Source organism: Pseudomonas sp. GW821-FHT09A09 (assembly GCF_059418405.1).
This window is the reverse complement of record NZ_JBWKPU010000016.1, coordinates 77461-95943: the sequence shown is the minus strand read 5'-3', so window position 1 is coordinate 95943 and position 18483 is coordinate 77461. Positions and strand designations below refer to the sequence as shown.

Annotated in this window: 21 protein-coding genes and 1 riboswitch; of the genes, 14 read left to right on the top strand and 7 right to left on the bottom strand. The window is 62.3% G+C overall.

Annotated features, from left to right (window positions below; all coding sequences use genetic code 11):
* Positions 1-26 precede the first annotated feature (26 nt).
* The 5 genes from AC07OV_RS16355 to AC07OV_RS16335 are packed head-to-tail and all read left to right on the top strand — an operon-like array spanning position 27 to position 4840.
* The gene (locus tag AC07OV_RS16355) at positions 27-1727 is read left to right on the top strand and encodes a putative porin (RefSeq protein ID WP_495092583.1); all 1701 of its coding nucleotides are present in this window, start codon (positions 27-29) and stop codon (positions 1725-1727) included.
* 18 nt (positions 1728-1745) lie between these two features.
* Positions 1746-2372 (top strand): DNA repair protein, encoded by a 627-nt coding sequence (locus tag AC07OV_RS16350; RefSeq protein WP_176999481.1) that lies wholly within the window; start codon positions 1746-1748, stop codon positions 2370-2372.
* Between the two features lie 20 nt (positions 2373-2392).
* Positions 2393-2872 (top strand): YbjN domain-containing protein, encoded by a 480-nt coding sequence (locus AC07OV_RS16345; protein ID WP_176999480.1) that lies wholly within the window; start codon positions 2393-2395, stop codon positions 2870-2872.
* On the top strand, positions 2869-3810 hold the full coding sequence (locus AC07OV_RS16340; protein WP_495092582.1) for a peptidylprolyl isomerase: 942 nt from the start codon (positions 2869-2871) through the stop codon (positions 3808-3810). Before AC07OV_RS16345 ends, AC07OV_RS16340 begins: the two co-directional genes overlap by 4 nt.
* A 52-nt stretch (positions 3811-3862) precedes the next feature.
* On the top strand, positions 3863-4840 hold the full coding sequence (locus AC07OV_RS16335) for a LysR family transcriptional regulator (protein WP_495092581.1): 978 nt from the start codon (positions 3863-3865) through the stop codon (positions 4838-4840).
* A 248-nt stretch (positions 4841-5088) separates the two neighbouring features.
* On the opposite strand, the gene AC07OV_RS16330 is transcribed toward AC07OV_RS16335, so the two are convergent.
* Positions 5089-5955 (bottom strand): LysR family transcriptional regulator, encoded by an 867-nt coding sequence (locus AC07OV_RS16330; RefSeq protein ID WP_495092580.1) that lies wholly within the window; start codon positions 5953-5955, stop codon positions 5089-5091.
* A 93-nt stretch (positions 5956-6048) separates the two neighbouring features.
* Here AC07OV_RS16330 and AC07OV_RS16325 point away from each other — a divergent pair, with 93 nt between their 5' ends.
* Positions 6049-6588 (top strand): DUF4865 family protein, encoded by a 540-nt coding sequence (locus AC07OV_RS16325; protein ID WP_176996578.1) that lies wholly within the window; start codon positions 6049-6051, stop codon positions 6586-6588.
* Between the two features lies 1 nt (position 6589).
* Here the strand turns inward: AC07OV_RS16325 and AC07OV_RS16320 are convergent, their stop codons facing one another.
* Positions 6590-7318 (bottom strand): CbtA family protein, encoded by a 729-nt coding sequence (locus tag AC07OV_RS16320; RefSeq protein WP_494998936.1) that lies wholly within the window; start codon positions 7316-7318, stop codon positions 6590-6592.
* A gap of 19 nt (positions 7319-7337) precedes the next feature.
* Positions 7338-7550, bottom strand: a complete 213-nt coding sequence (locus AC07OV_RS16315) for a CbtB domain-containing protein (protein WP_065905961.1) — start codon at positions 7548-7550, stop codon at positions 7338-7340.
* A gap of 32 nt (positions 7551-7582) precedes the next feature.
* A riboswitch (cobalamin riboswitch) is annotated at positions 7583-7723 on the bottom strand.
* Between the two features lie 26 nt (positions 7724-7749).
* On the opposite strand from AC07OV_RS16315, the gene AC07OV_RS16310 reads away from it, so the two are divergent.
* The 3 genes from AC07OV_RS16310 to AC07OV_RS16300 are packed head-to-tail and all read left to right on the top strand — an operon-like array spanning position 7750 to position 9836.
* Positions 7750-8304 carry a histidine phosphatase family protein gene (locus AC07OV_RS16310; protein WP_494998937.1) on the top strand — a complete coding sequence of 185 codons (555 nt, stop codon included), beginning with the start codon at positions 7750-7752 and terminating at the stop codon, positions 8302-8304.
* 45 nt (positions 8305-8349) lie between these two features.
* Entirely contained in the window at positions 8350-9105 is a 756-nt protein-coding gene (cobF, locus tag AC07OV_RS16305) for a precorrin-6A synthase (deacetylating) (protein WP_176996575.1), read from the top strand.
* 11 nt (positions 9106-9116) lie between these two features.
* A complete protein-coding gene (locus AC07OV_RS16300) occupies positions 9117-9836 on the top strand; it encodes an alpha/beta hydrolase (protein ID WP_494998938.1) in 720 nt (239 codons plus the stop codon).
* Between the two features lie 135 nt (positions 9837-9971).
* Here the strand turns inward: AC07OV_RS16300 and AC07OV_RS16295 are convergent, their stop codons facing one another.
* Entirely contained in the window at positions 9972-10541 is a 570-nt protein-coding gene (locus AC07OV_RS16295; protein ID WP_178919717.1) for a DcrB/PsbP domain-containing protein, read from the bottom strand.
* Between the two features lie 72 nt (positions 10542-10613).
* Entirely contained in the window at positions 10614-12422 is a 1809-nt protein-coding gene (locus AC07OV_RS16290; RefSeq protein WP_495092579.1) for a monovalent cation:proton antiporter-2 (CPA2) family protein, read from the bottom strand.
* A gap of 450 nt (positions 12423-12872) precedes the next feature.
* On the opposite strand from AC07OV_RS16290, the gene AC07OV_RS16285 reads away from it, so the two are divergent.
* The 3 genes from AC07OV_RS16285 (at position 12873) to AC07OV_RS16275 (ending at position 14555) form a co-directional block, all read left to right on the top strand.
* Positions 12873-13238, top strand: coding sequence for a type II toxin-antitoxin system RelE/ParE family toxin (locus AC07OV_RS16285; protein ID WP_495092578.1), 366 nt, complete (start codon positions 12873-12875; stop codon positions 13236-13238).
* Positions 13231-13536, top strand: coding sequence for an XRE family transcriptional regulator (locus tag AC07OV_RS16280; protein ID WP_495092577.1), 306 nt, complete (start codon positions 13231-13233; stop codon positions 13534-13536). Before AC07OV_RS16285 ends, AC07OV_RS16280 begins: the two co-directional genes overlap by 8 nt.
* Before the next feature lie 122 nt (positions 13537-13658).
* The gene (locus tag AC07OV_RS16275; protein WP_495092576.1) at positions 13659-14555 is read left to right on the top strand and encodes a LysR family transcriptional regulator; all 897 of its coding nucleotides are present in this window, start codon (positions 13659-13661) and stop codon (positions 14553-14555) included.
* On the opposite strand, the gene AC07OV_RS16270 is transcribed toward AC07OV_RS16275, so the two are convergent.
* Entirely contained in the window at positions 14545-14946 is a 402-nt protein-coding gene (locus AC07OV_RS16270; protein ID WP_176996569.1) for a RidA family protein, read from the bottom strand. The two genes, AC07OV_RS16275 and AC07OV_RS16270, sit on opposite strands and share 11 nt — an antisense overlap.
* Before the next feature lie 86 nt (positions 14947-15032).
* Positions 15033-15920: an EamA family transporter gene (locus AC07OV_RS16265; RefSeq protein ID WP_176996568.1), complete on the bottom strand. Its 888-nt coding sequence runs from the start codon at positions 15918-15920 to the stop codon at positions 15033-15035.
* 103 nt (positions 15921-16023) lie between these two features.
* On the opposite strand from AC07OV_RS16265, the gene AC07OV_RS16260 reads away from it, so the two are divergent.
* Entirely contained in the window at positions 16024-16806 is a 783-nt protein-coding gene (locus tag AC07OV_RS16260) for an AraC family transcriptional regulator (protein ID WP_495092575.1), read from the top strand.
* 87 nt (positions 16807-16893) lie between these two features.
* Positions 16894-18447: a DUF726 domain-containing protein gene (locus AC07OV_RS16255; protein WP_495092574.1), complete on the top strand. Its 1554-nt coding sequence runs from the start codon at positions 16894-16896 to the stop codon at positions 18445-18447.
* Positions 18448-18483 lie beyond the last annotated feature (36 nt).

The window sequence follows — 18483 nt, the reverse complement described above, 5'->3', positions numbered from 1 at the left end:
CGGTTTTTTACAGGAGTTGCGTACACATGATTTCCCCCGTGAATCGACTGACCCTGGCGGTTGGCATGGTCATCGCGACCCTGGTCGGCCAGGCGACAGCAGCGCCGGTCGCCCCCTCGGAAAACGTCACCATCAACCTGATCCGCCTGCTGGTGCAGCAGGGCGTGTTGACCCAGGACACCGCCAACGGGCTGATCGCCCAGGCCGAAAAAGAAGCCCAGCAGGCGCGCCAGGCCAACGCCGCGCCGGTGGTTGCCAGCGGCCCGGTGGCAGCACCTGGGGATGTGCGGGTGCAGTACGTGCCGCAAGCGGTGCGTGATCAGATCCGTGATCAGGTGAAGGCCGAAGTCATGGCCACCGCCAAGAATGAAAACTGGGCCCAGCCCAACACCTTTCCCGATTGGGTGTCGCGCATCAGCTTTGACGGCGACATTCGCCTGCGGGACGAGTCGCGCTACTTCTCGGGCAACAACAGCAATGAGCTGGTCGATTACGCCAAGCTCAATGAAAGCGGGCCGTACGACGTCAACAAAGACACCAACACCAAGTTACCGCCGCTGCTCAATACCACCAAGGACCGGGAAAACCTGTTCCGCCTGCGTGCCCGCCTGGGCATGAAAGCGGTGATCTCGCCGGAATGGACCGCGGGTATCCGCATCGGCACCGGCTCGGACAACAACCCGGTATCCACCACCCAGACCCTGGGGGGCGGCTTTGGCAAGAAGGACATCTGGCTCGACCAGGGCTACCTGAGCTGGAAGGCCACGCAGGACGTGACCCTCACGGCCGGTCGTTTCGCCAACCCGTTCTATTCCACCGACATGATGTATTCGGGTGATCTGAACTTCGACGGTATCGCCGCCAACTTCAACCATGCCTTGAATAACCAGTGGGGGCTGTTCGGCACCCTGGGTGTGTTCCCGGTGGAGTACACCTCCGACGCGGCCAGCAGCAACGGTTTCGACAAGGAAGACAGCGACACCAAATGGCTGTTCGGCGGGCAGATTGGCGCCAACTGGAAGATCAACCGCGACAACAGCCTGAAGGGCGCGGTGGCCTACTACCACTTCGACGATATCGAAGGCCAGCGCTCCAGCCCTTGTGCGCCTTGGGCCGGTGCGCCCGGCTGCGACTCCGATGGTTCACGCCTGGCCTTCATGCAGAAGGGCAACAGTCTGTTCCTGCTGCGCAATATCTCGCCCAACCCAGCCACGCCTGGCCTGACCCCGCAGCCGCAGTACGTGGGCCTGGCCTCCAAGTTCGATGTGCTGGACCTCAACCTGGCGTGGGACGCCGAGCTGCCGAGCGACTTCAAGTTGCGCACCCAAGGCAACTTCATTCACAACCTGGCCTACGACAAGGGCGAGATGCTCAAGCGCAGCGAAGGCGAGATCGTCAACAACATCAACAGCAAGGGCCAGTTTGAAAGTGGCGGCAATGCGTTGATGGTTCAGTTCACCCTCGGCAGTGCGCTGGAGATGCGCAAGCGCGGCGACTGGAACGTGTTGGCTGGCTACAAGTACATCCAGCCTGACGCTTTGCCCGACGGCTTCAACGACTCGTCCTTCCACCTGGGCGGCACCAACGCCAAGGGCTACTTCATTGGCGCCAACTACGGCCTCGACAAGAACATCTACGCCAGTGCGCGTTGGTTGAGCGCGTCGGAAGTGTACGGCGCGCCGTTCGAAGTGGATGTGATGCAACTGGAACTCAACACGCGCTTCTGATGCGCAGGGAGATGCCACATGAACATGCGAATTGGCGGGCTGTTGTTGCTGTTCGTCGCCACGGCGGCCTCGGCGGAAGGCATGGAAGAGCGCCTGCGTACGCAACTGCGCAGCACCACCCAGCAATTGCAGGCGCTGCAAAGCGAACAGGCCCAGGCCAGTGCGGCGCGCATTGCCGCCGAAAACCAGGCCAAGCAGGCCCAGGCGCAGATCAAGCAGCTGACCGCCGAACTGGAAAAAGCCCGTGGCGTAGCCGAACAACTGGCCGGCCAGCAACAGAACCTGCACAGCCAGGCGCAGGCCCAGGTGGCGGCGAGCAATGAGCAGATCGGCAAGTTCAAGAAGGCCTATGACGAGTTGCTGGTGCTGGCCAAGGGCAAGGAAACCGAGCGCGCCCGCTTGCAGGCGCAACTGACTGAACGTGACACACAAGTGCAGCAATGTTCAGTCAAGAATCAACAGATGTACGGCGTGGCCCGGCAGTTGCTCGCGGCCTACGAAAAAATCGACGTGGCCGAAGTGATGAGCATCCGCCAACCCTTCGCCAGCAGCGCGCGGGTCAAGTTCGAGGAACTGGCCCAGGGGTTTGGCGACGAGCTTTACCAAAACCGCTTCGATGCGCCGCATACCGCCCTTAATCATTGATCGACAAGGAAGAGACTACGATGAGCGACGTTCAACTGATCACCAGCGTGACCCCACAGAGCCTCACCGAGCTGCTGCAGGAAGCCGGCTACCGGGTCAACCAGACCGAACAGAACGGCATTGTGCAATTGCTCAGCGCCAGCCAGGGCATCGGCTTTGCCGTGCGTTTTGGCAATGCGGCGGTAGAGCCGGGCAACTACGTGGACTTCACCTACAGCTGCGCACTGCGAGTACAAGGTGAGCTGCCCGAAGGCCTGGCCCAGGTGTGGAACGCTTCGCGCCGTTTTGCACGGCTGTCATTGCAGGGTGAATTCCTGCTGATGGAAATGGACGTGGTGGTGGCCGGTGTCGGCGCTACCCACCTGCGCAGCCAGTTGGAACTGTGGGACCGCCTGTTGCAGGAGTTCATTGTCTACCTGCGCGAGTACAGCCAGCAGGCTGCCCAATTGCAGGCGCAGGCCGCTACCGCCCCTGAGGGTGAAGAGGCGCCAGTCCTGTGAAAAAGCCAACCCTGATGGTCAGCGCCGGTGCCCTGGCGTTGCTGGTGGTTGCGGTGGGCCTGGGCTTGCGCCCGGGCAACGACCCGGTGGCTGCGCAGCAACCCACACCTGCCGGCAAGCCGCTGCAAGACGGCCCGGCCGTGGCGCGCCTGGGCAACCAGCAGATCGACGTGCCCGAGCTGAAAAGCGTGCTGGCGAGTTTGCCCGCCGAGTCCCGCGAGCAACTGCGCGGCAATCGTGGCGCGCTGGAGACCTGGATTCGTTCGCGTCTGGCGCAAAAGGCCGTGCTCGAACAGGCTGACGCCCAAGGCTGGCGCCAGCGCCCTGAGGTGGAGCAGCAGACCCGCGCCGCCACCGAGCAGATCGTGTTCCGTGACTACATGCTGTCGGTCAGCCAAGTGCCGGCCGACTACCCCAGCGCCGCTGAACTGCAACAGGCCTACGACAGCGGCAAGGCTCAGTGGGTGACGCCACCGATGTACCGGGTGAGCCAGATCTTCCTGGCGGTCAACGACCCACAAGGCGCCGACGCCGTGCGCCGCCAGGCCCTGGAACTGAGCCGCAGGGCGCAAGCCGCACCGGGCGAATTCGCCGCCCTGGCCACGCAATATTCCCAGGACCCGGACACCGCCCAGCGCGGTGGCGACTCGGGCATGCAACCGTTGCAGCAACTGGTGCCCCAGGTACGCGAGGCGGTGTCGCGGCTCAAGGTAGGGGCCGTGTCGGAGGTGGTGCAAAGCCCGGCCGGTTTCCATGTGCTCAAGCTGATCGGCCAGCAACCGTCACGTACCGCCACGCTCGATGAACTGCGCGAACGCCTGACCCAGGCCCTGCGCGCCCAACGCCAGGAGCAGATTGCCAAGGCCTATCTGGAAGGCATGCTCAATACCGCCACTTTGAGCATCGACGGTGCCGAATTGAACAAGGTGCTGGAGTAACACACGCAAACACGCATTGGATGCACAAGACCTACAAGACAGGGAGTCTCCCATGGCATTTCTAGAACCGTCTGCCCCCCAGGGGGCTGCACCCTATCGTGAACCGATGGCGCCGCGCAGCGCCTGGTTGGCCCAGGCCGACGAGATCGAACCGGAGGTGGCGCGCTATTTCCTGGTGAGCGCGCGCTGTGGCTGTTTCATGCAGGCGGCGCGCAGCCTGAATATCAAGGCGACGTTGCTGCGCAAACGCCTGGCGCAGTTGGAGGAACAGCTGCGCCATTCGTTGTTCACCTACCAGGGCAATGGGCTGGTGCTCAGTCGTGACGGTCAGCAGTTGCAAGCGCACCTGGTGGCCCTGGCCCATGAGCGGCGTTTGCCGGTGGTGGAGCAACCGCTGATTCGCCTGGCGGTGGCCGAGCCGATCCTGCATGACATTCTCGGGCGCGATCTGATCGCCTTGCTGCGCCGCAATGCCAGTGTGCGGTTGGAGATCATTTCCCTGGACAGTCAGTTGTCCTTGCAGGCAGTGGACGCGGATGTGGTGTTGTGGCTGTCGGATGCCGACGGGCCGTTGCCGGGGCCGAGTTTTCCGACGGAGCCGCCTCGGGCGCTGGCGCGTTTGCACTATTTGCCGCATATCGCCAAGCGGTATTCGCGGTTGACCACGCGGCCGGACAGTGTCGAAGACCTGGACGATTACATGCTGGTGCAGTGGCAGCCTGATGTGCAGGTGGAGGCGTTGCAACCCTGGAACGCGGTGGTGGAGCAGCGGCTGGCGGCGGTGGTGCAGGTGCAGGCGTATTCGTTGATGTTGGAGATGATTCGCTGTGGGGCGTGCATTGGGTTGTTGCCGCATTACATGAGCAGTTTTGACCGGGGGTTGGTGGCGTTGCCGGGGTTGCTGGCTGAGAGTATGCAGCGGCAGGTGTGGTTGGCGGTGAATGCGCGGGTGCAGGATGTTGAGGCGGTGAGGATGGTGGTGGAGTTGATTGTGGGGACGTTTGAGGGGCGGCGGGAGTGGTTCGATTGAGTACATATCCGTTTCTGCGGTAACGGCTACTTCTGAGTGGTGTGGATCTGTAGGAGCCGGCTTGCCGGCGATGCAGACGCCTCGGTACATCAGGCACTCCGAGCAGATGCCATCGCCGGCAAGCCGGCTCCTACAGGGATTGGGGTTGGCCGGTTTCCAACTGTCGGCGCGGTCCAAATGTAGGAGCCGGCTTGCCGGCGAGGCAGGCGCCTCGGTGAATCAGGCATGTGCCAAACCGGGCGCCGGGTTCAGCGTTGCAGCACCCCACGGAAGGTTGCACTCAGCGCGCGCAAGGTTTCCCGTGAGCGTGCATCGCTGATCCGGCTGTAGAGCACCACTTCACTGACGGGCAATGCGGGCAGTCCAAATTGCGTGCTTACGTCCACCGCGCCGGGCGGGGCCACGCGGTGGGCGAGGGCGGCGACGCCGAGGCCGGCGCTCACGGCGGCGCCCACGGCCATTACGCCGCCGCCGACGAAGACTTCGGTCCAGTCGATGTGGGCTTCGTCCAGGGCGCGGGTGGCCAGGTGGCGAACGCCGCACGGTGCGGCCATGGTTGCCATGCGCAGCGGCGTGCCGGGAGGGTGTTGCCAGGTGGGGGCGGCGAACCAGCCAAAGCGTTCCACGGCCAGGACTTCGCCGTCTTGGCGGTCGCCTTCGTTGCGCACGATCACGGCGTCGAGTTCGTTGCGGTCGAACGCGGCCACCAGGTCGCGGGACGAGGCGATGCGCACCTCGAGGATCACCAGCGGGTCGTAGGCCGCCAGGCGGCTGAGCCACAGCGGCAGGTCGGGGCCGGCCACGTGGTCGCTGATACCGATCACCAGGCGTCGCTGCACTTGGGCGGCCATGTCGCCCAAGGCGCGTTCGTGAGCGTTGAGCAGGGCGCGCGCGGCGACGATGAATTGCTCGCCCTGGGGCGACAGCCGCACATGCCGGGGCGTGCGTTCCAGCAGACGATAACCGAGGCGTTCTTCCAGGCGTTTGAGCTTGAGGCTGATGGCGGCCTGGGAGGTGTCCAGCGCCTCGGCGGCGCGGGTGAAGCTGGTGAAATCGGCGACCAGCACGAACGCGTGCACGGTGTCGATATCCAGGGGTTTGGGTGCGTCAGTCATATCAGTTCCTTATCGCACATATATCGGGTCATATCTTGTTGAAATCATCGCTGCTGCGCAAGCTGGAACCTCATCTTGCACGGGAGTTTTTATATGTTCGCCAAACAGTATTCGCACCGCTTGCCCGCCGACTACGACATGGGCGTGATTCGCCGGCGCGCCGCACAGTTGGGGCCATTGTGGGATAACGCCGAGGGGTTGCTGTTCAAGGCCTTTATCGCCCAGGAGCAGGGCGGCAACGTGTATGCGTCGGTGTACCTGTGGTCAGACCCATTGCAGGCCGCCGACTTTCTGCTGGGGTCACGCTTCCAGAAAGTGCTCGACAGTTTCGGCCGCCCGCATATCGAAAGCTGGCTGCCGCTGGATGTGCAACGTGGGCCGGCGCAGGCGGCGTTGAGTTTGTATCGGGAAGAGTGGCCACTGGCGCCGGGGGCGGACCGGGCCGCGATACTGGCTGAGGAGAAGGCGCGCAACCTGCAGGTGGCGGACAGCCGTGACACCTTTGCGGTGTTCCTGGCGCTGGATGTGCAAGCCTGGCGTTTGGTGCGGATCACCTTGTCGGCCAAGGCACTGGATGGGGCGCATCCCGGGACGGGCTATCAGGTGTTCTACCTGGCCCATCCCGGAATCTAGTTCAGGAGTTCAAGCGTGCGCGTGGCTGGCTCAAGAGGCGCTCGGCCACCGCACCGAACACCAGGCCCAGGGTGGTCCACAGCACCAGCTGGATGCCCAGCGAGGCGACGCGGAATTTCCACAGCAGCACGGCCGAGAATTGTTCCGGCACTTCATTGATCACCGGGAACAGGCTGCCCGCCACCGACACGATCACGATGTACAGCGCCACGCCCAGGACTGCCCCGGCCCACACGCCACGGCGGGCGATCAGCTTGCGTGCGGCGTTGGTCGCGATCACGGCGGCCGCGACCGACACCAGCAACATCAGGAAGAACAGCTGGGTGCGTTGGGCGATGGTCTCCGGGTCGCCCACCGATGGCGGGTTGGCCGGGTATTTCAGGCCGGGCACCAGGATCAGCGTTACAAATGCCGCCAATGCCAGCAGCGCCGCCAGGCCACGGGGACCAACCTTGCCGATGCGGCCCAGGGCGTAGGCGAACACCAGGGAGAAAATCCCGCCCAGGGAAACGCTGTACACCACCACGCCGGTGAACAGGCCGAAGGTGCTTTGCACGTCGCGGCTCACCAGTTCTTCTTCCGGCGTATCGCCGTGCATCTGTGCCATCTGGTCTTCGAAGGCGATGGCCTTGTCGATTTGCGGTTCGCCAAAAGTCTTGGCGAAGCCGAACGCCAATACGCCGGCGAGCAGGCCCACCAGCATCCCGCGAACGAGTAATTGCCCTGTCATGTCATGTCTCTCTTATTGATTAATGGCAGGGAAAGCCCAGCAGGTGGCGACCGTCGTGGACGAATTCGTGCACGTACATGCCTTTGAAAACCGCCGTGGCACCTTGCTCGGCGCCAACGAAGTAGATCGCCAGCATCAACAGCAGGCCGCCGAAGATTGCCCAGGGGAGGATTTCGCCCAGGGGAATCGTTGGCACATAGACATCAGGGTGGGTTGCAGCGGTGTTAGCCATGAAAACCTCCAGGGATGACGCGTCCCGAAATGGAAAGCATAGGGAGCTGAAACAGGGTCTGGCTTACGGCTGTGGGGCCGAATACAGTGGCGCGACCGCGCCGGTATTGAACCGGCTTCCTGTTTCATGTTCGTTGTAACATGTTGAAACAACTTCGCCAGTCTACGCTGACTGCGCACCGAAGCAGAGTGAATTTGTGATGCAGACCACCCGTTTAAGCCTGATCTGCCATGCCGCCACGCTGGCGCAAAAGCAGGGGCGGTTTCCCGATGACGAACCCGTTGTGCTGGACTGGCAGCGTGAGGCGTTATCCCTGGCCGGTCGCTACCCGAAAAAACACCGCCTGATCTGCGGGCCGGAAGCCAGGGCCCGGCAGACAGCCAGCTTGTTCGGAGACAACGCACAGGTGGAAGACGCCTTGCGCGACGGTGATTTTGGCCACTGGAAAGGCCAGGCCATCGACCAATTGGAAGGCGAGGCCTTGAATGCCTGGCTCACTGACAGCGCCAGCGCGCCCCACGGTGGCGAGTCGGTGGACCAGATCTGCCTGCGGGTCGGGCAGTGGATGAAAGCCCTGGAAAGCCAGCCGGGGCATGTCGTGGCCGTTACCCATCCCTTTGTGATCCGTGCCGCGCTGTTGCACGTGCTGCAGTTGCCGCTGTCGATGTTCTACCGGGTCGACGTCGAGCCGCTGTCCTGCACCGAGCTGCGTTTCAACCGTGTGTGGCGCCTGCGCCTGGAAACTCACGCCTGACCCCGCGAACATGGCAAAATCCACGCCCCGCAATGAGAGCAACCCATGAAACGCATCCTGATCATCGGCATTGGCGCCGGCAACCCTGACTACATCACGATGCAGGCCGTGAAGGCGCTCAACCGCACCGACGTGTTCTTCCTGATGGACAAGGGCCAGAGCAAGGACAAGTTGATCGACCTGCGCCGCGAGATCTGCGAGACCTACATCACCGAGCCCGGCTACCGCTTTGTCGAGGCCGACTGCCCCGAGCGTGTGCGTGGTGATATCGACTACACCACCGCCGTGCAGGACCTGAACCGCGACAAACAGCAGACCTTCGAGCGCATGATCAACGAGGAAATGTCTGACGGCGAAGTGGGTGCATTCCTGGCCTGGGGCGACCCAGCGCTGTACGACAGCACCATTCGGATCCTGCAGGCGATCCTGGCCAGTGGCCGTTGCACCTTTGAATTCGAAGTGATCCCTGGCATCACCAGCGTGCAGGCCCTGGCAGCGCAGCACAAAGTGCCGCTGAACCGTATTGGCAAGTCTGTCGAGATCACCACCGGGCGCCGGTTGGCAGCAGGGCAGGCCAGCGATGCCGACACCCTGGTGGTGATGCTCGACGCCGAAGACTCCTACCGTACCGTGGCCGATCAGGACCTGGATATTTACTGGGGTGCCTACCTGGGCACACCGGACGAGATCCTGATCAGCGGTAAAGTGGCCGACGTTGCGGACGACATTCAACGGGTGCGCAAGGCCGCGCGCCTGGCCAATGGCTGGATCATGGACACCTATTTGTTGCGCAAACCCTGAGGTAACGTCCCATGCTCAAATTGTTTGCCCTGGCGCTGACCCTGGTGGCTGGCGCTGTTCATGCCGACGATTCGCTGCACACCGACCTGCCGTTGGCGTACCTGGAACAGACCCAGACCGATGCGCGCAACCAGCCGTTGGTGATTTTCCTGCACGGTTTTGGCAGCAACGAGGAAGACCTGTTTGGCATCAAGGATGCGCTGCCGTCCACCTGGACCTACCTGTCGGCGCGGGCGCCCATGCCGGTGGACCCTCACGGCTATCGCTGGTTTGCCAAGACCCAGGGTGACGCTGAGTACAACGGCGAAACGGCCGACCTGCAGCGCAGCGCCAAGCTCATCGAAGACTTTGTGGCCAAAGCTACCGCCAAGTACCACACCCGGCCCGACCGGGTATTCCTGGTGGGCTTCAGCCAGGGCGCGATCATGTCCTACGAGGTTGGGTTGCGGCAGCCGGAGCTGGTACGTGGGATCGCGGCGCTCAGTGGCAGTGTGCTGCCAGTGCTCAAGGCCGAGCTGAAACCGAATGACGCGTTGGGAGCGCTGGCGATCTTCATCGGCCACGGCACGCTGGACCAGGCGCTGCCTTATGCGTCGGCGACGCGGGCGAACGAAGTGCTGACGGGGTTGGGGTTGAAACCGGAATTTCACGGCTACCCGGGCATGCCGCATACCGTGAGCGAGGCCGAAGTGCAGGACCTGAAGGCCTGGCTGGAAAAAAGCCTGAAATAACCCGCACCTCAAAAAAATGTGGGAGCTGGCTTGCCTGCGATAGCGATTGATCAGTCGATATCGCCGTTGACTGATACACCGCTATCGCAGGCAAGCCAGCTCCCACAGGGGTGCTAAGTTGCAAGAGAGATCAGGTTACTTACCGCCGGTGATCTGCTTCACCAACTCCGCATGTCCCTTCACATCATCCCCACGGGAAATGGCCTGGATCACCAGCAGGTGATTACCCGAACCGCCTAGGAACGTGGAATTCAGCGTCTTGCCGCCGCCCTGGGTGGCGGTGCTGTCGACTTGGCGCAGGCCCAGGCCTTTGAAGGTCAGCTTCTTTTCGCCTTGCTTCTTGAAGTCCGGCAGGGCGGCGCTTTGGTCCTTGATAAAACCGGCCACGGCGCCATCGAGGAACTGGGTGTCGTTGTCCTGGATCGTAACCCCATCTTTACGCGCGGTTTCGGCGACGATCACCACGCTTTTGGTGGTCTGGTTGGCGTACAGCGTGCCCTGGGTGTCGGCGGTGCCGTCTTCGGCCTTGCCAGTGGGCAGCGTGTCGGCCACATACGCCTTGGGCAGCTTGAAGGTGAACTTGCCGCCCAGTGTCGAGATGGTTTGGGTGTCGGCCTTCTGTGGCGCGGGTTTGCTGGCCGCGAAGGCAACGCTTGCACTGAGCGCGAGGGCCAGCAGGGCGGCGGTCTTGGTGAGGGTGGCCATGTAGCGCTCCAGAGATGAACGAAATTGCGGCGTATTCTGTCAGAAAATTCGCAATATCGTTCATCTGCTGCCTCACATCTTGTCGGACTCCTCCTCAAGCCGGTCCATCTCAAACAGCCTTGCCAGTTCTGTCCGGGCTTCCTGGGCGGTTTGCATCACCTTGGCCGCATCGTCGTACACCGCGTGCTGGGCAGCCAGCACTTGCAGGTCGTGGTTCTTGAAGCGGGTGATGCGCGCATCGGCCTGGGCCTGGGTCAAGCCGAGGCCGACCAGGGTGCGGCGGCTCATTTCCAGGCTGGAGTAGAAGGTTTCGCGCACCGGTGACGCGTCCAGGTCCACCAGGCGGTGAACGTGCTGGCGGTTGCGGGCGCGGGCGATGATCTTCATGTGCGGGTAGAGGTTGCGCACCAGCTCCGCCGTCTTGATGTTGATTTCCGGGTCGTCCATGGCGATCACAAAGAATTCCGCCTGGTCAACCTTGGCCGCGTGCAGGATCTCGGGGCGTTGCGGGTCGCCGTAGAACACCGGCATGCCGCCGAAACTGCGGGTCAGCTCGATGGTTTCCACCGAGGTGTCCAGGGCGATGAACGAGATGTTCTGCGCGCGTAAAATACGCGCGACGATCTGGCCCATGCGGCCCATGCCGGCGATCACCACGCGGGGCGCATCGCTTTCGATGGTGCGGTATTCCTCGGGCACTTCAACCGGCTTGGCCTTGGGCTTGAACAGCTTGGGGCACACCAGTAACAGCAGTGGCGTCACCGCCATGGACAGGGTGATGGTGAGTACCAGCACGTCGTACAGGTGGGGGTCGAACAGGCCCTGGTCGCGGCCGATCTTGAACACCACAAAGGCAAACTCACCGCCCGCCGCCAGCACCACGCCCAGGCGCAGCGCGCTTTCGCGGTTGAGGTCGCCCACCAGGCGGCCCACGGCGTACAGCAGGGGCAGCTTCAGGCCGATCAGCAACAGGGTCAAGCCGATCACCACCAGCGGCGTGCTGAGCAGCAGGCTGAGGTTGGCGCCCATGCCCACGCTGATGAAGAACAGCCCCAGCAGCAGGCCCTTGAACGGTTCGATCTGGGATTCCAGTTCGTGGCGGTACTCGGAGTCTGCCAGCAGCAGGCCGGCGAGGAACGCACCCAGGGCCATTGACACGCCCACCAGTTCCATCAGCCAGGCGGTGCCAATCACCACCAGCAGCGCGGTGGCGGTGGACACTTCGCGCAGGCCGGTCTTGGCCACGATGCGAAACACCGGCCGCAGCAGGTAGCGCCCGCCGATGATCACCACCGCGATGCTGCCGAGAATTTGCAGCACATGCTGCAAGCCTTGGGCCTCTGTGGTCGGGTGATCACTGCCAGCCAGCAGCGGCACCATGGCGATCAGCGGGATGGCGGCGATGTCCTGAAACAGCAAAATCGCAAAGGCCAGGCGGCCGTGGGGCTGGTTGAGTTCTTTGCGCTCGGCCAGGCTTTGCAGGCCAAACGCGGTGGATGACAGCGCGAGGCCCAAGCCAAGCACGATGGCGCTGTTCCACGATTGGCCAAACATCCACAGCGCCACCACGCCCATCACCAGGCCGGTGAGCAGCACCTGGGCCAGGCCGACGCCAAACACCGCCTTGCGCATCACCCATAAACGCTTGGGCGACAGCTCCAGGCCGATGATAAACAGCAGCAACACCACGCCCAGTTCAGAGAACTGCGCGACGCTTTGCGGGTTGCCCACCAGGCCCAGCACCGAAGGGCCGATGATCACACCGGCGAACAGATAACCCAGCACCGCACCCAGTTGCAGGCGTTTGGCCAGGGGCACGGTCAGCACGGCGGCGAGCAGGAACACCACGGCTGCTTGTAACAGGTTGCCTTCATGGGGCATTGCGAACTCCAGGATCGTTGAAGCGGATCAAAACAGGGGCTATTAGAGCGCTTTTTACATCTTGAATAATTGTATTTTTGCCGCGTGCAGCGATGGATGTGGGGTGGGTCTCCATTCCTGTAGGGCATTTACGAAAGTATTAATACCATTTAATTCACTGACGTTTTCGAGGGTCGACTACCGTTTTGGCTCACAGGATCTGTTGTTGTCACTGTCAATTTCTACCTCGGTTTCTGATCAAAGCCGAGTTCCTTAAGCCGCCCGGAAGGGCGGTTTTTTTTGGAATTTTTTGAATCCTATTCAAAGAACCCTGCAAGCGCCGAGAGTGTGGAAGCACGTGCGTGCTGAAGAATGTACAAACAATTTGCCTAGAAACCCGGGTGGTGACAGAGGCCGCTGTGATCCTAAAGTTATGCCCTTGAGTTTATATTCCTTGGGTGGCATATTTGCATGGTCTGGGACATTGAATACACGGATGAATTCGCAGACTGGTGGGGCGGTCTTGATGCACGGGAGCAATCGTCGGTATCTGCCAGCGTTGACCTGCTTGGGCTTTTTGGGCCGGGCCTGCGTTTTCCCCATAGCAGCGATATCAAGGGCACTCGACATGGCAACTTGCGCGAGTTGCGCGTACAGCACGCAGGTCGGCCTTTTCGGGTGTTGTATGCATTCGATCCCAGGCGGTGTGCCGTTCTGTTGATTGGCGGCGATAAAACTGCACAGCACCGTTGGTACGACGTGCACGTTCCCATGGCAGAAAAGCTGTATGACGTGCATTTGGAAACATTGCGTAAAGAGGGCCGTAACCATGGCTAAAAAATTCGCTGACCTTCAAGCGCGCATGACGCCTGAGGCGCGCGCCGATGCCGAGCAGATACTGCGTCAGCACCTGAAGGAAATGCCGTTGCATGAACTGCGCAAGGCGCAGCAGTTGAGCCAGGAGAGCCTGGCCAAAGCGCTGAACATCAACCAGGCGGCAGTCTCCAAGATGGAGCGTCGCACTGACATGTACATCAGCACCTTGCGTGATTACATCCGCGCGATGGGAGGGGAGCTGGAAATAATCGCAACGTTCCCGGATGGCCAGGTCAGGATCGACAACTTCGCCTGCTAGAGGCGCAACCGTGATGGGCAGGAGCCCGGCCCGAGTGCCGGGCTTTTTGTTGCCCGGCGTTGTGTCGGTATTGTGCAACTTGGTGGACAATAGCCGTCACTCCCACCCGCGGAATAACCCCTGTGAACCAACTCCTCGCCATGCGTGCCTTCGTCCGTGTCGTCGACACCGGCTCCTTCAGCCGGGCGTCCGACCAGTTGGCGCTGCCACGTTCCACGGTCAGCAAGCTGATCACCGACCTGGAACAACACCTGGGCATCAAGTTGATGCACCGCACCACCCGCACCCTGGCACCCACCGCTGAAGGGCTGGAGTATTACGGGCATGCACGGCGCCTGGTGACGGAGCTGGATGAAGTGGACAGCCTGGCCCGTGGGCAGATCCTCAAGCCCCGTGGGCATTTGCGGGTGGATGCGCCGGCGTCGTTTGCCAATTGCCTGTTGATCCCCGCGCTGGTGGATTTTCATCGCGAGTACCCGGATATCACGGTTGCCCTGGGGATCAGCGACCGTGCGGTAAACATCGTTGGGGAGGGGGCCGACTGTGTGATCCGGGCCGGTAAGCTTGAGGACATGGGGATGATCGGGCGCAAGGTGGCCGACCTGGAGTACCTGACCTGCGCCGCGCCCAGCTATCTGCAGCGCCGTGGCCTGCCGGTTTCGCCGCAGGACCTGGAGCAGAACCACCTGCGGGCGGGCTATTTTTTTGCAGGTTCCGGCAAGCCTGAACCCCTGATCTTCGAGAAAGGTGAGCAGCGCATTGAAGTGGGCGATTGCGCGTTCTCGACCAACGAAGGCAACGGGCTCAAGGAAATGCTGCTCGCCGGGCTGGGCGTCGGGCAGCACTTCACATCAATCGTGCAGTACTACATCGATGCGGGCCAGTTGATCCGCGTGTTGCCGGACTGGTCACGCCCGCCCACGCCGCTGCACATCCTTTACCCGCCCAATCGCCACCAGAGTGCGCGGCTCAAGGTGTTTACCGAGTGGGTGATCCGCACCTTCGGCGTCAAGGAATGATGGCCGTCACCCGGATCTCCACGCGCATGGTGGGCAACCCCAAGGCTTCGACGCCGACCTGGGTCCAGATGGGCGCATGGTTGGGCATGTAGCGGCGGTACTGCTTGACCATTGCCTCGTTGACGTCGGGCGGGAAGCCGCCGACGTGGTAGGAGTTGACGTGGATCACATGCTCCCAACCGGCGCCTGCGCTGGCGAGGGTACGCTCCAGGTTGTGAAAGGCCTGGGCGATTTCTTCGGCCAGGTCGGTAGGGATCTGGAACTCATCGTCCCAGCCGCCCTGGCCTGAGGTTTCAATGCGATTGCCGACTTTCACCGCCTGGGAATAGTGCAGGTGCTCGCGCATGTAATCGCCATAACCTGGGGTGACAAAGAATTCAGGTGTGCTCATGGGGGTGACCTCGGGTCAATGGAAGACCCTGTGAATCCTAGTGAACACGCTGCAGCGGAAAAATCCCGGTTTTCTGCCATGACTGTCTATCGGTGTGCACAATCGGGCGGCACGCGCGGAGCTGGCTTGCGGTAAAGGCCCACGGCGAGGCCGGTGATGATGATTGCGATGGCGATCAGCTCGGTGGTGCTGACCTGCTCGCCGAGGATCAATACGGAACTAGCGATGCCGAACACGGGAATCAGCAACGACAGGGGCGCCACGGTGGACACCGGGTAGGTCTTGAGCAGCGAATTCCAGCCCCAGTAGGCCACGTGCGTGGCCAGGTACACCTGGAACAGGATCGACAGCACGGCGGTCAGGTCAAGGCTGACCTGCACCTGGGCGAACGACGCGCTGCCGTGCAGCCACCAGGCCATGAGCCCCAGTGGGATGGGCGGAAACAGGCTGGCCCATACCATGAACGAGAAGATCTCCTTGACCCCCGATTGCTTGATGATCACGTTGCCGACGCTCCAGGCCAGAGCACTAAACACGATCATCATCACCCCCAGCACCGCATGCTCACCCTGTTGCGTGGCGATGATGCCACCCAGGCCGATCAGCGCGAGCAGGGCGCCCACCCACTGGCTGCCGCGTATCTTTTCGTTGAACAACACGCAGCCCCAGCCCAGGGTGAAAAACACGCTGAGTTGAATGATCAGCGAAGCAATGCCCGGGCTGACGCCGACCTGGATGCCGTAATTGATCACGCCCCACATGCCCAGGCCGAAGATCACGCCGTAGGCGGCGACATAGCCGAAGTTGACGCGGGGGCGCTTGATGAAGAACACCAGGGGCAAGGCGGCGAGGGCAAAGCGGATGCCCGTGAGCACAAAGGGGTCGATCGAGCGCAGGCCCAGTTTTGTGATGGGAAAGTTCAAGCCCCAGATCAGCGTGACGAGTACGGCCAGGGCGAGGTGTTTCTTGTGCATGGGAAATCCTTGGGGCAGGCAGGGCTGTTCGATGGCGAACAGGTTAGGGCGCTGCCGGATGGCCCGCTTGCTATGTCGGGCCATGCTTTGACATTATCGGGCCATGATTCCGACCTTTGATGCCCATGTCCCCGAAGCGCTGGTCACCCTGCGTGAATACCCGTGCGGCACCGTCTTCCCACGGCACACCCACCCGCGTGGCCAGTTTGCGTATGCCTCCACCGGCGCACTGAAGATGTTCACCGACCTCGGCAATTGGGTGGTCCCGCCGCAGCGGGCGATCTGGGTGCCCGCCGGCGTGCCCCATGAGATGCACATGCGCGGCGAGGTGGTGATGCTCAACACTTACCTGGACGACCAGGCCGCCGAGCGCGCCGGTTTGCAGGCGCGTTGCCAGGTCTTCGAGGTATCGCCACTGTTGCGCCATCTGCTGCAGGCGGCGCTGGCATTCGAGCCGTCGGCGCCTGCCAGTGAGCGACAGCGCTGTGTGCTGACGCTGTTGATCGATGAAATGGGCGCCATGCCCGAGCTACCCCTGAGTGCGCCGCTGCCCGGCGAACCACGCCTGGCCCAGGCCTGCCAGCGCTTTCTGGAGGCGCCCACGCAAACCATTTCCCTGGATGAAATGGCCGCCTGGTCGAACATGAGCCGGCGCACCTTCACCCGCCATTTTCTCGAAAGCACCGGCATGACGTTCGTCGCCTGGCGCCAGCAAGTCTGCCTGCTGGAAGCCACGGCGCGCCTGAGTCATGGCGCCTCGATCACGGCGGTGGCGTTGGAGTTGGGGTTCAGCAGTTCCAGCGCCTTTACCTCGATGTTCCGGCGCAACCTGGGCGAGTCGCCGGCGCGCTACCTGGCCAAGTCGAAGGCGGCCGCGTTGTTCTGAATCTTCAACACGTCGGTCAGGATTCACCTCTTTTGCGGCCGCGCTTTGGTAGTATCGCCCTCCATCGTCACCAGGAGTCACCGGCCCATGCAGCACCAGTGGGATGAAATGCACCGCACCCGCAAGCCCACCTTTGTGTTGTGTGGCGAGCCCCAGGGGGATGTGCTCAATCTCTACGTTCACGGTTACTCGGCGTTCTTTAACCGCCAGCAATTGGGCAGCTTCAAAGACCAATTGGCCAGCATCGAAGGCTCGACCAACCTGATGCTGTTCTGGCCGGCGGGGCATTTTCTGGAGAACCTGTTTGCCCCGTTCAAGGAGGTGATAGGTTCGATGCTCGGCGGTGGTGGCCTGGGCGCGGCCACTGTGGGCGTGGGCAAGGCCATCGCGTATTTTCTCGACCACTACAAAAGTGTCGAGGCCCGTGTCGATGAAGTGGCCAAGACCCTGTTGCCGGAGCTGGCCGGTTACCTGCACGCCGAAGCGTTGCCGGTGCGGCGCATCAACCTGATCGGGCACTCCCTGGGGGCGCGCATCCTGGTCAAGAGTGTGCTGGCTCGCCCGGATATCGCCCGTGAGCTGCCGCTGAACAACCTGCTGTTGATGGGCGGTGCGATTTGTACGTCGAGCCCTTGGGACGAGGTGTCGGCGCCGCTCAAGGGGCGCGTGATCAACTGCCATTCCAGCAAGGACTGGGCGCTGGCGATGAAGCCGGACACCGAGCGCTGCATCGGCCGTTATGCAATCCCGCTGACCCCGGCGCTCAAGGCCAAGGTGACCAATGTGCACCTGGCCACCTTCGACCATGCCGCGTACTGGCCGCAGTTGAAGACGGTGGTGCAATACACCGACCTGTTGCAGGAACGTCGCGGCCTGATTCGCTCTGATCAGCGCAGTGCTGAGGTGCGGTTTGCCGAGGAGGACGTCGAGTTGTTCCCGGCGCTGGTGCAGGCCCGCCCCGAAGAACTGAAGTTTCTCGCCGAGCTGATGGCGCAAAAGCGCAGTGCGTCGATTGATGCCAGCGTGCGCGAACCGTTGAAGCTGGCGATTGAACTGCAGCGCATGGGCGGCGACACGTTCATGAACCTGGCCCGTGGCCATGGCGTGAGTTATCGGCAGATCGCCGAAGATGTAGCGCAGCGCCTGGGAATCAAGTTCGATGAACCGCTCGACAGTGTGGCGCTGGCAGACATTGAGGCACAGGTCGCGGAAACACTCATCGAGCAATACAAGGACAAACTCAGCCGCGCCGACCGCCAGGCCTTCGACGCCGAACTGAAGGCGGCGGCGCAGAAAGAGCAGGGTGTGTTCAATCGCTTCGACGTGGGCCGCTCGGCGACGACCGCCTTGAGCGGCACGGCCCTGGCGGGACTCACCGGGTTCATGCTGCGGCGCGGGGCGGCCACGGCCATTCCGGTGGTGGGCCAGGCCTTGGCGGCGGCGATGTTGCTGGTGAGCAGTGTGCGGGCGTTTTCCGGCCCGGCTTACTCGATCACCACCCTGGCGGTGTTGGTGGTGGGCGTGATTCGCCAACGCATGGAACGCGAGGCGTTGAACCAGGAGATGGACCTGGTGGTGCAAGTGGTGGAGGCGTTCGACCTGCCCCGGGACACGGTGATGCGCACGGTCGCGTCTGACTGATAAGCTGTTTCCCTGTCTTGTGTGTTTGCCTGGGAT

What these genes read in the sequence shown, in the direction of transcription:
- AC07OV_RS16355 (WP_495092583.1), top strand. Translation starts at nt 27, where the DNA reads ATGATTTCCCCCGTGAATCGACTGACCCTGGCGGTTGGCATGGTCATC.
- AC07OV_RS16350 (WP_176999481.1), top strand. Translation starts at nt 1,746, where the DNA reads ATGAACATGCGAATTGGCGGGCTGTTGTTGCTGTTCGTCGCCACGGCG.
- AC07OV_RS16345 (WP_176999480.1), top strand. Translation starts at nt 2,393, where the DNA reads ATGAGCGACGTTCAACTGATCACCAGCGTGACCCCACAGAGCCTCACC.
- AC07OV_RS16335 (WP_495092581.1), top strand. Translation starts at nt 3,863, where the DNA reads ATGGCATTTCTAGAACCGTCTGCCCCCCAGGGGGCTGCACCCTATCGT.
- AC07OV_RS16330 (WP_495092580.1), bottom strand. Translation starts at nt 5,955, where the DNA reads ATGACTGACGCACCCAAACCCCTGGATATCGACACCGTGCACGCGTTC.
- AC07OV_RS16325 (WP_176996578.1), top strand. Translation starts at nt 6,049, where the DNA reads ATGTTCGCCAAACAGTATTCGCACCGCTTGCCCGCCGACTACGACATG.
- AC07OV_RS16320 (WP_494998936.1), bottom strand. Translation starts at nt 7,318, where the DNA reads ATGACAGGGCAATTACTCGTTCGCGGGATGCTGGTGGGCCTGCTCGCC.
- AC07OV_RS16315 (WP_065905961.1), bottom strand. Translation starts at nt 7,550, where the DNA reads ATGGCTAACACCGCTGCAACCCACCCTGATGTCTATGTGCCAACGATT.
- AC07OV_RS16310 (WP_494998937.1), top strand. Translation starts at nt 7,750, where the DNA reads ATGCAGACCACCCGTTTAAGCCTGATCTGCCATGCCGCCACGCTGGCG.
- cobF (WP_176996575.1), top strand. Translation starts at nt 8,350, where the DNA reads ATGAAACGCATCCTGATCATCGGCATTGGCGCCGGCAACCCTGACTAC.
- AC07OV_RS16300 (WP_494998938.1), top strand. Translation starts at nt 9,117, where the DNA reads ATGCTCAAATTGTTTGCCCTGGCGCTGACCCTGGTGGCTGGCGCTGTT.
- AC07OV_RS16295 (WP_178919717.1), bottom strand. Translation starts at nt 10,541, where the DNA reads ATGGCCACCCTCACCAAGACCGCCGCCCTGCTGGCCCTCGCGCTCAGT.
- AC07OV_RS16290 (WP_495092579.1), bottom strand. Translation starts at nt 12,422, where the DNA reads ATGCCCCATGAAGGCAACCTGTTACAAGCAGCCGTGGTGTTCCTGCTC.
- AC07OV_RS16285 (WP_495092578.1), top strand. Translation starts at nt 12,873, where the DNA reads ATGGTCTGGGACATTGAATACACGGATGAATTCGCAGACTGGTGGGGC.
- AC07OV_RS16280 (WP_495092577.1), top strand. Translation starts at nt 13,231, where the DNA reads ATGGCTAAAAAATTCGCTGACCTTCAAGCGCGCATGACGCCTGAGGCG.
- AC07OV_RS16270 (WP_176996569.1), bottom strand. Translation starts at nt 14,946, where the DNA reads ATGAGCACACCTGAATTCTTTGTCACCCCAGGTTATGGCGATTACATG.
- AC07OV_RS16265 (WP_176996568.1), bottom strand. Translation starts at nt 15,920, where the DNA reads ATGCACAAGAAACACCTCGCCCTGGCCGTACTCGTCACGCTGATCTGG.
- AC07OV_RS16260 (WP_495092575.1), top strand. Translation starts at nt 16,024, where the DNA reads ATGATTCCGACCTTTGATGCCCATGTCCCCGAAGCGCTGGTCACCCTG.
- AC07OV_RS16255 (WP_495092574.1), top strand. Translation starts at nt 16,894, where the DNA reads ATGCAGCACCAGTGGGATGAAATGCACCGCACCCGCAAGCCCACCTTT.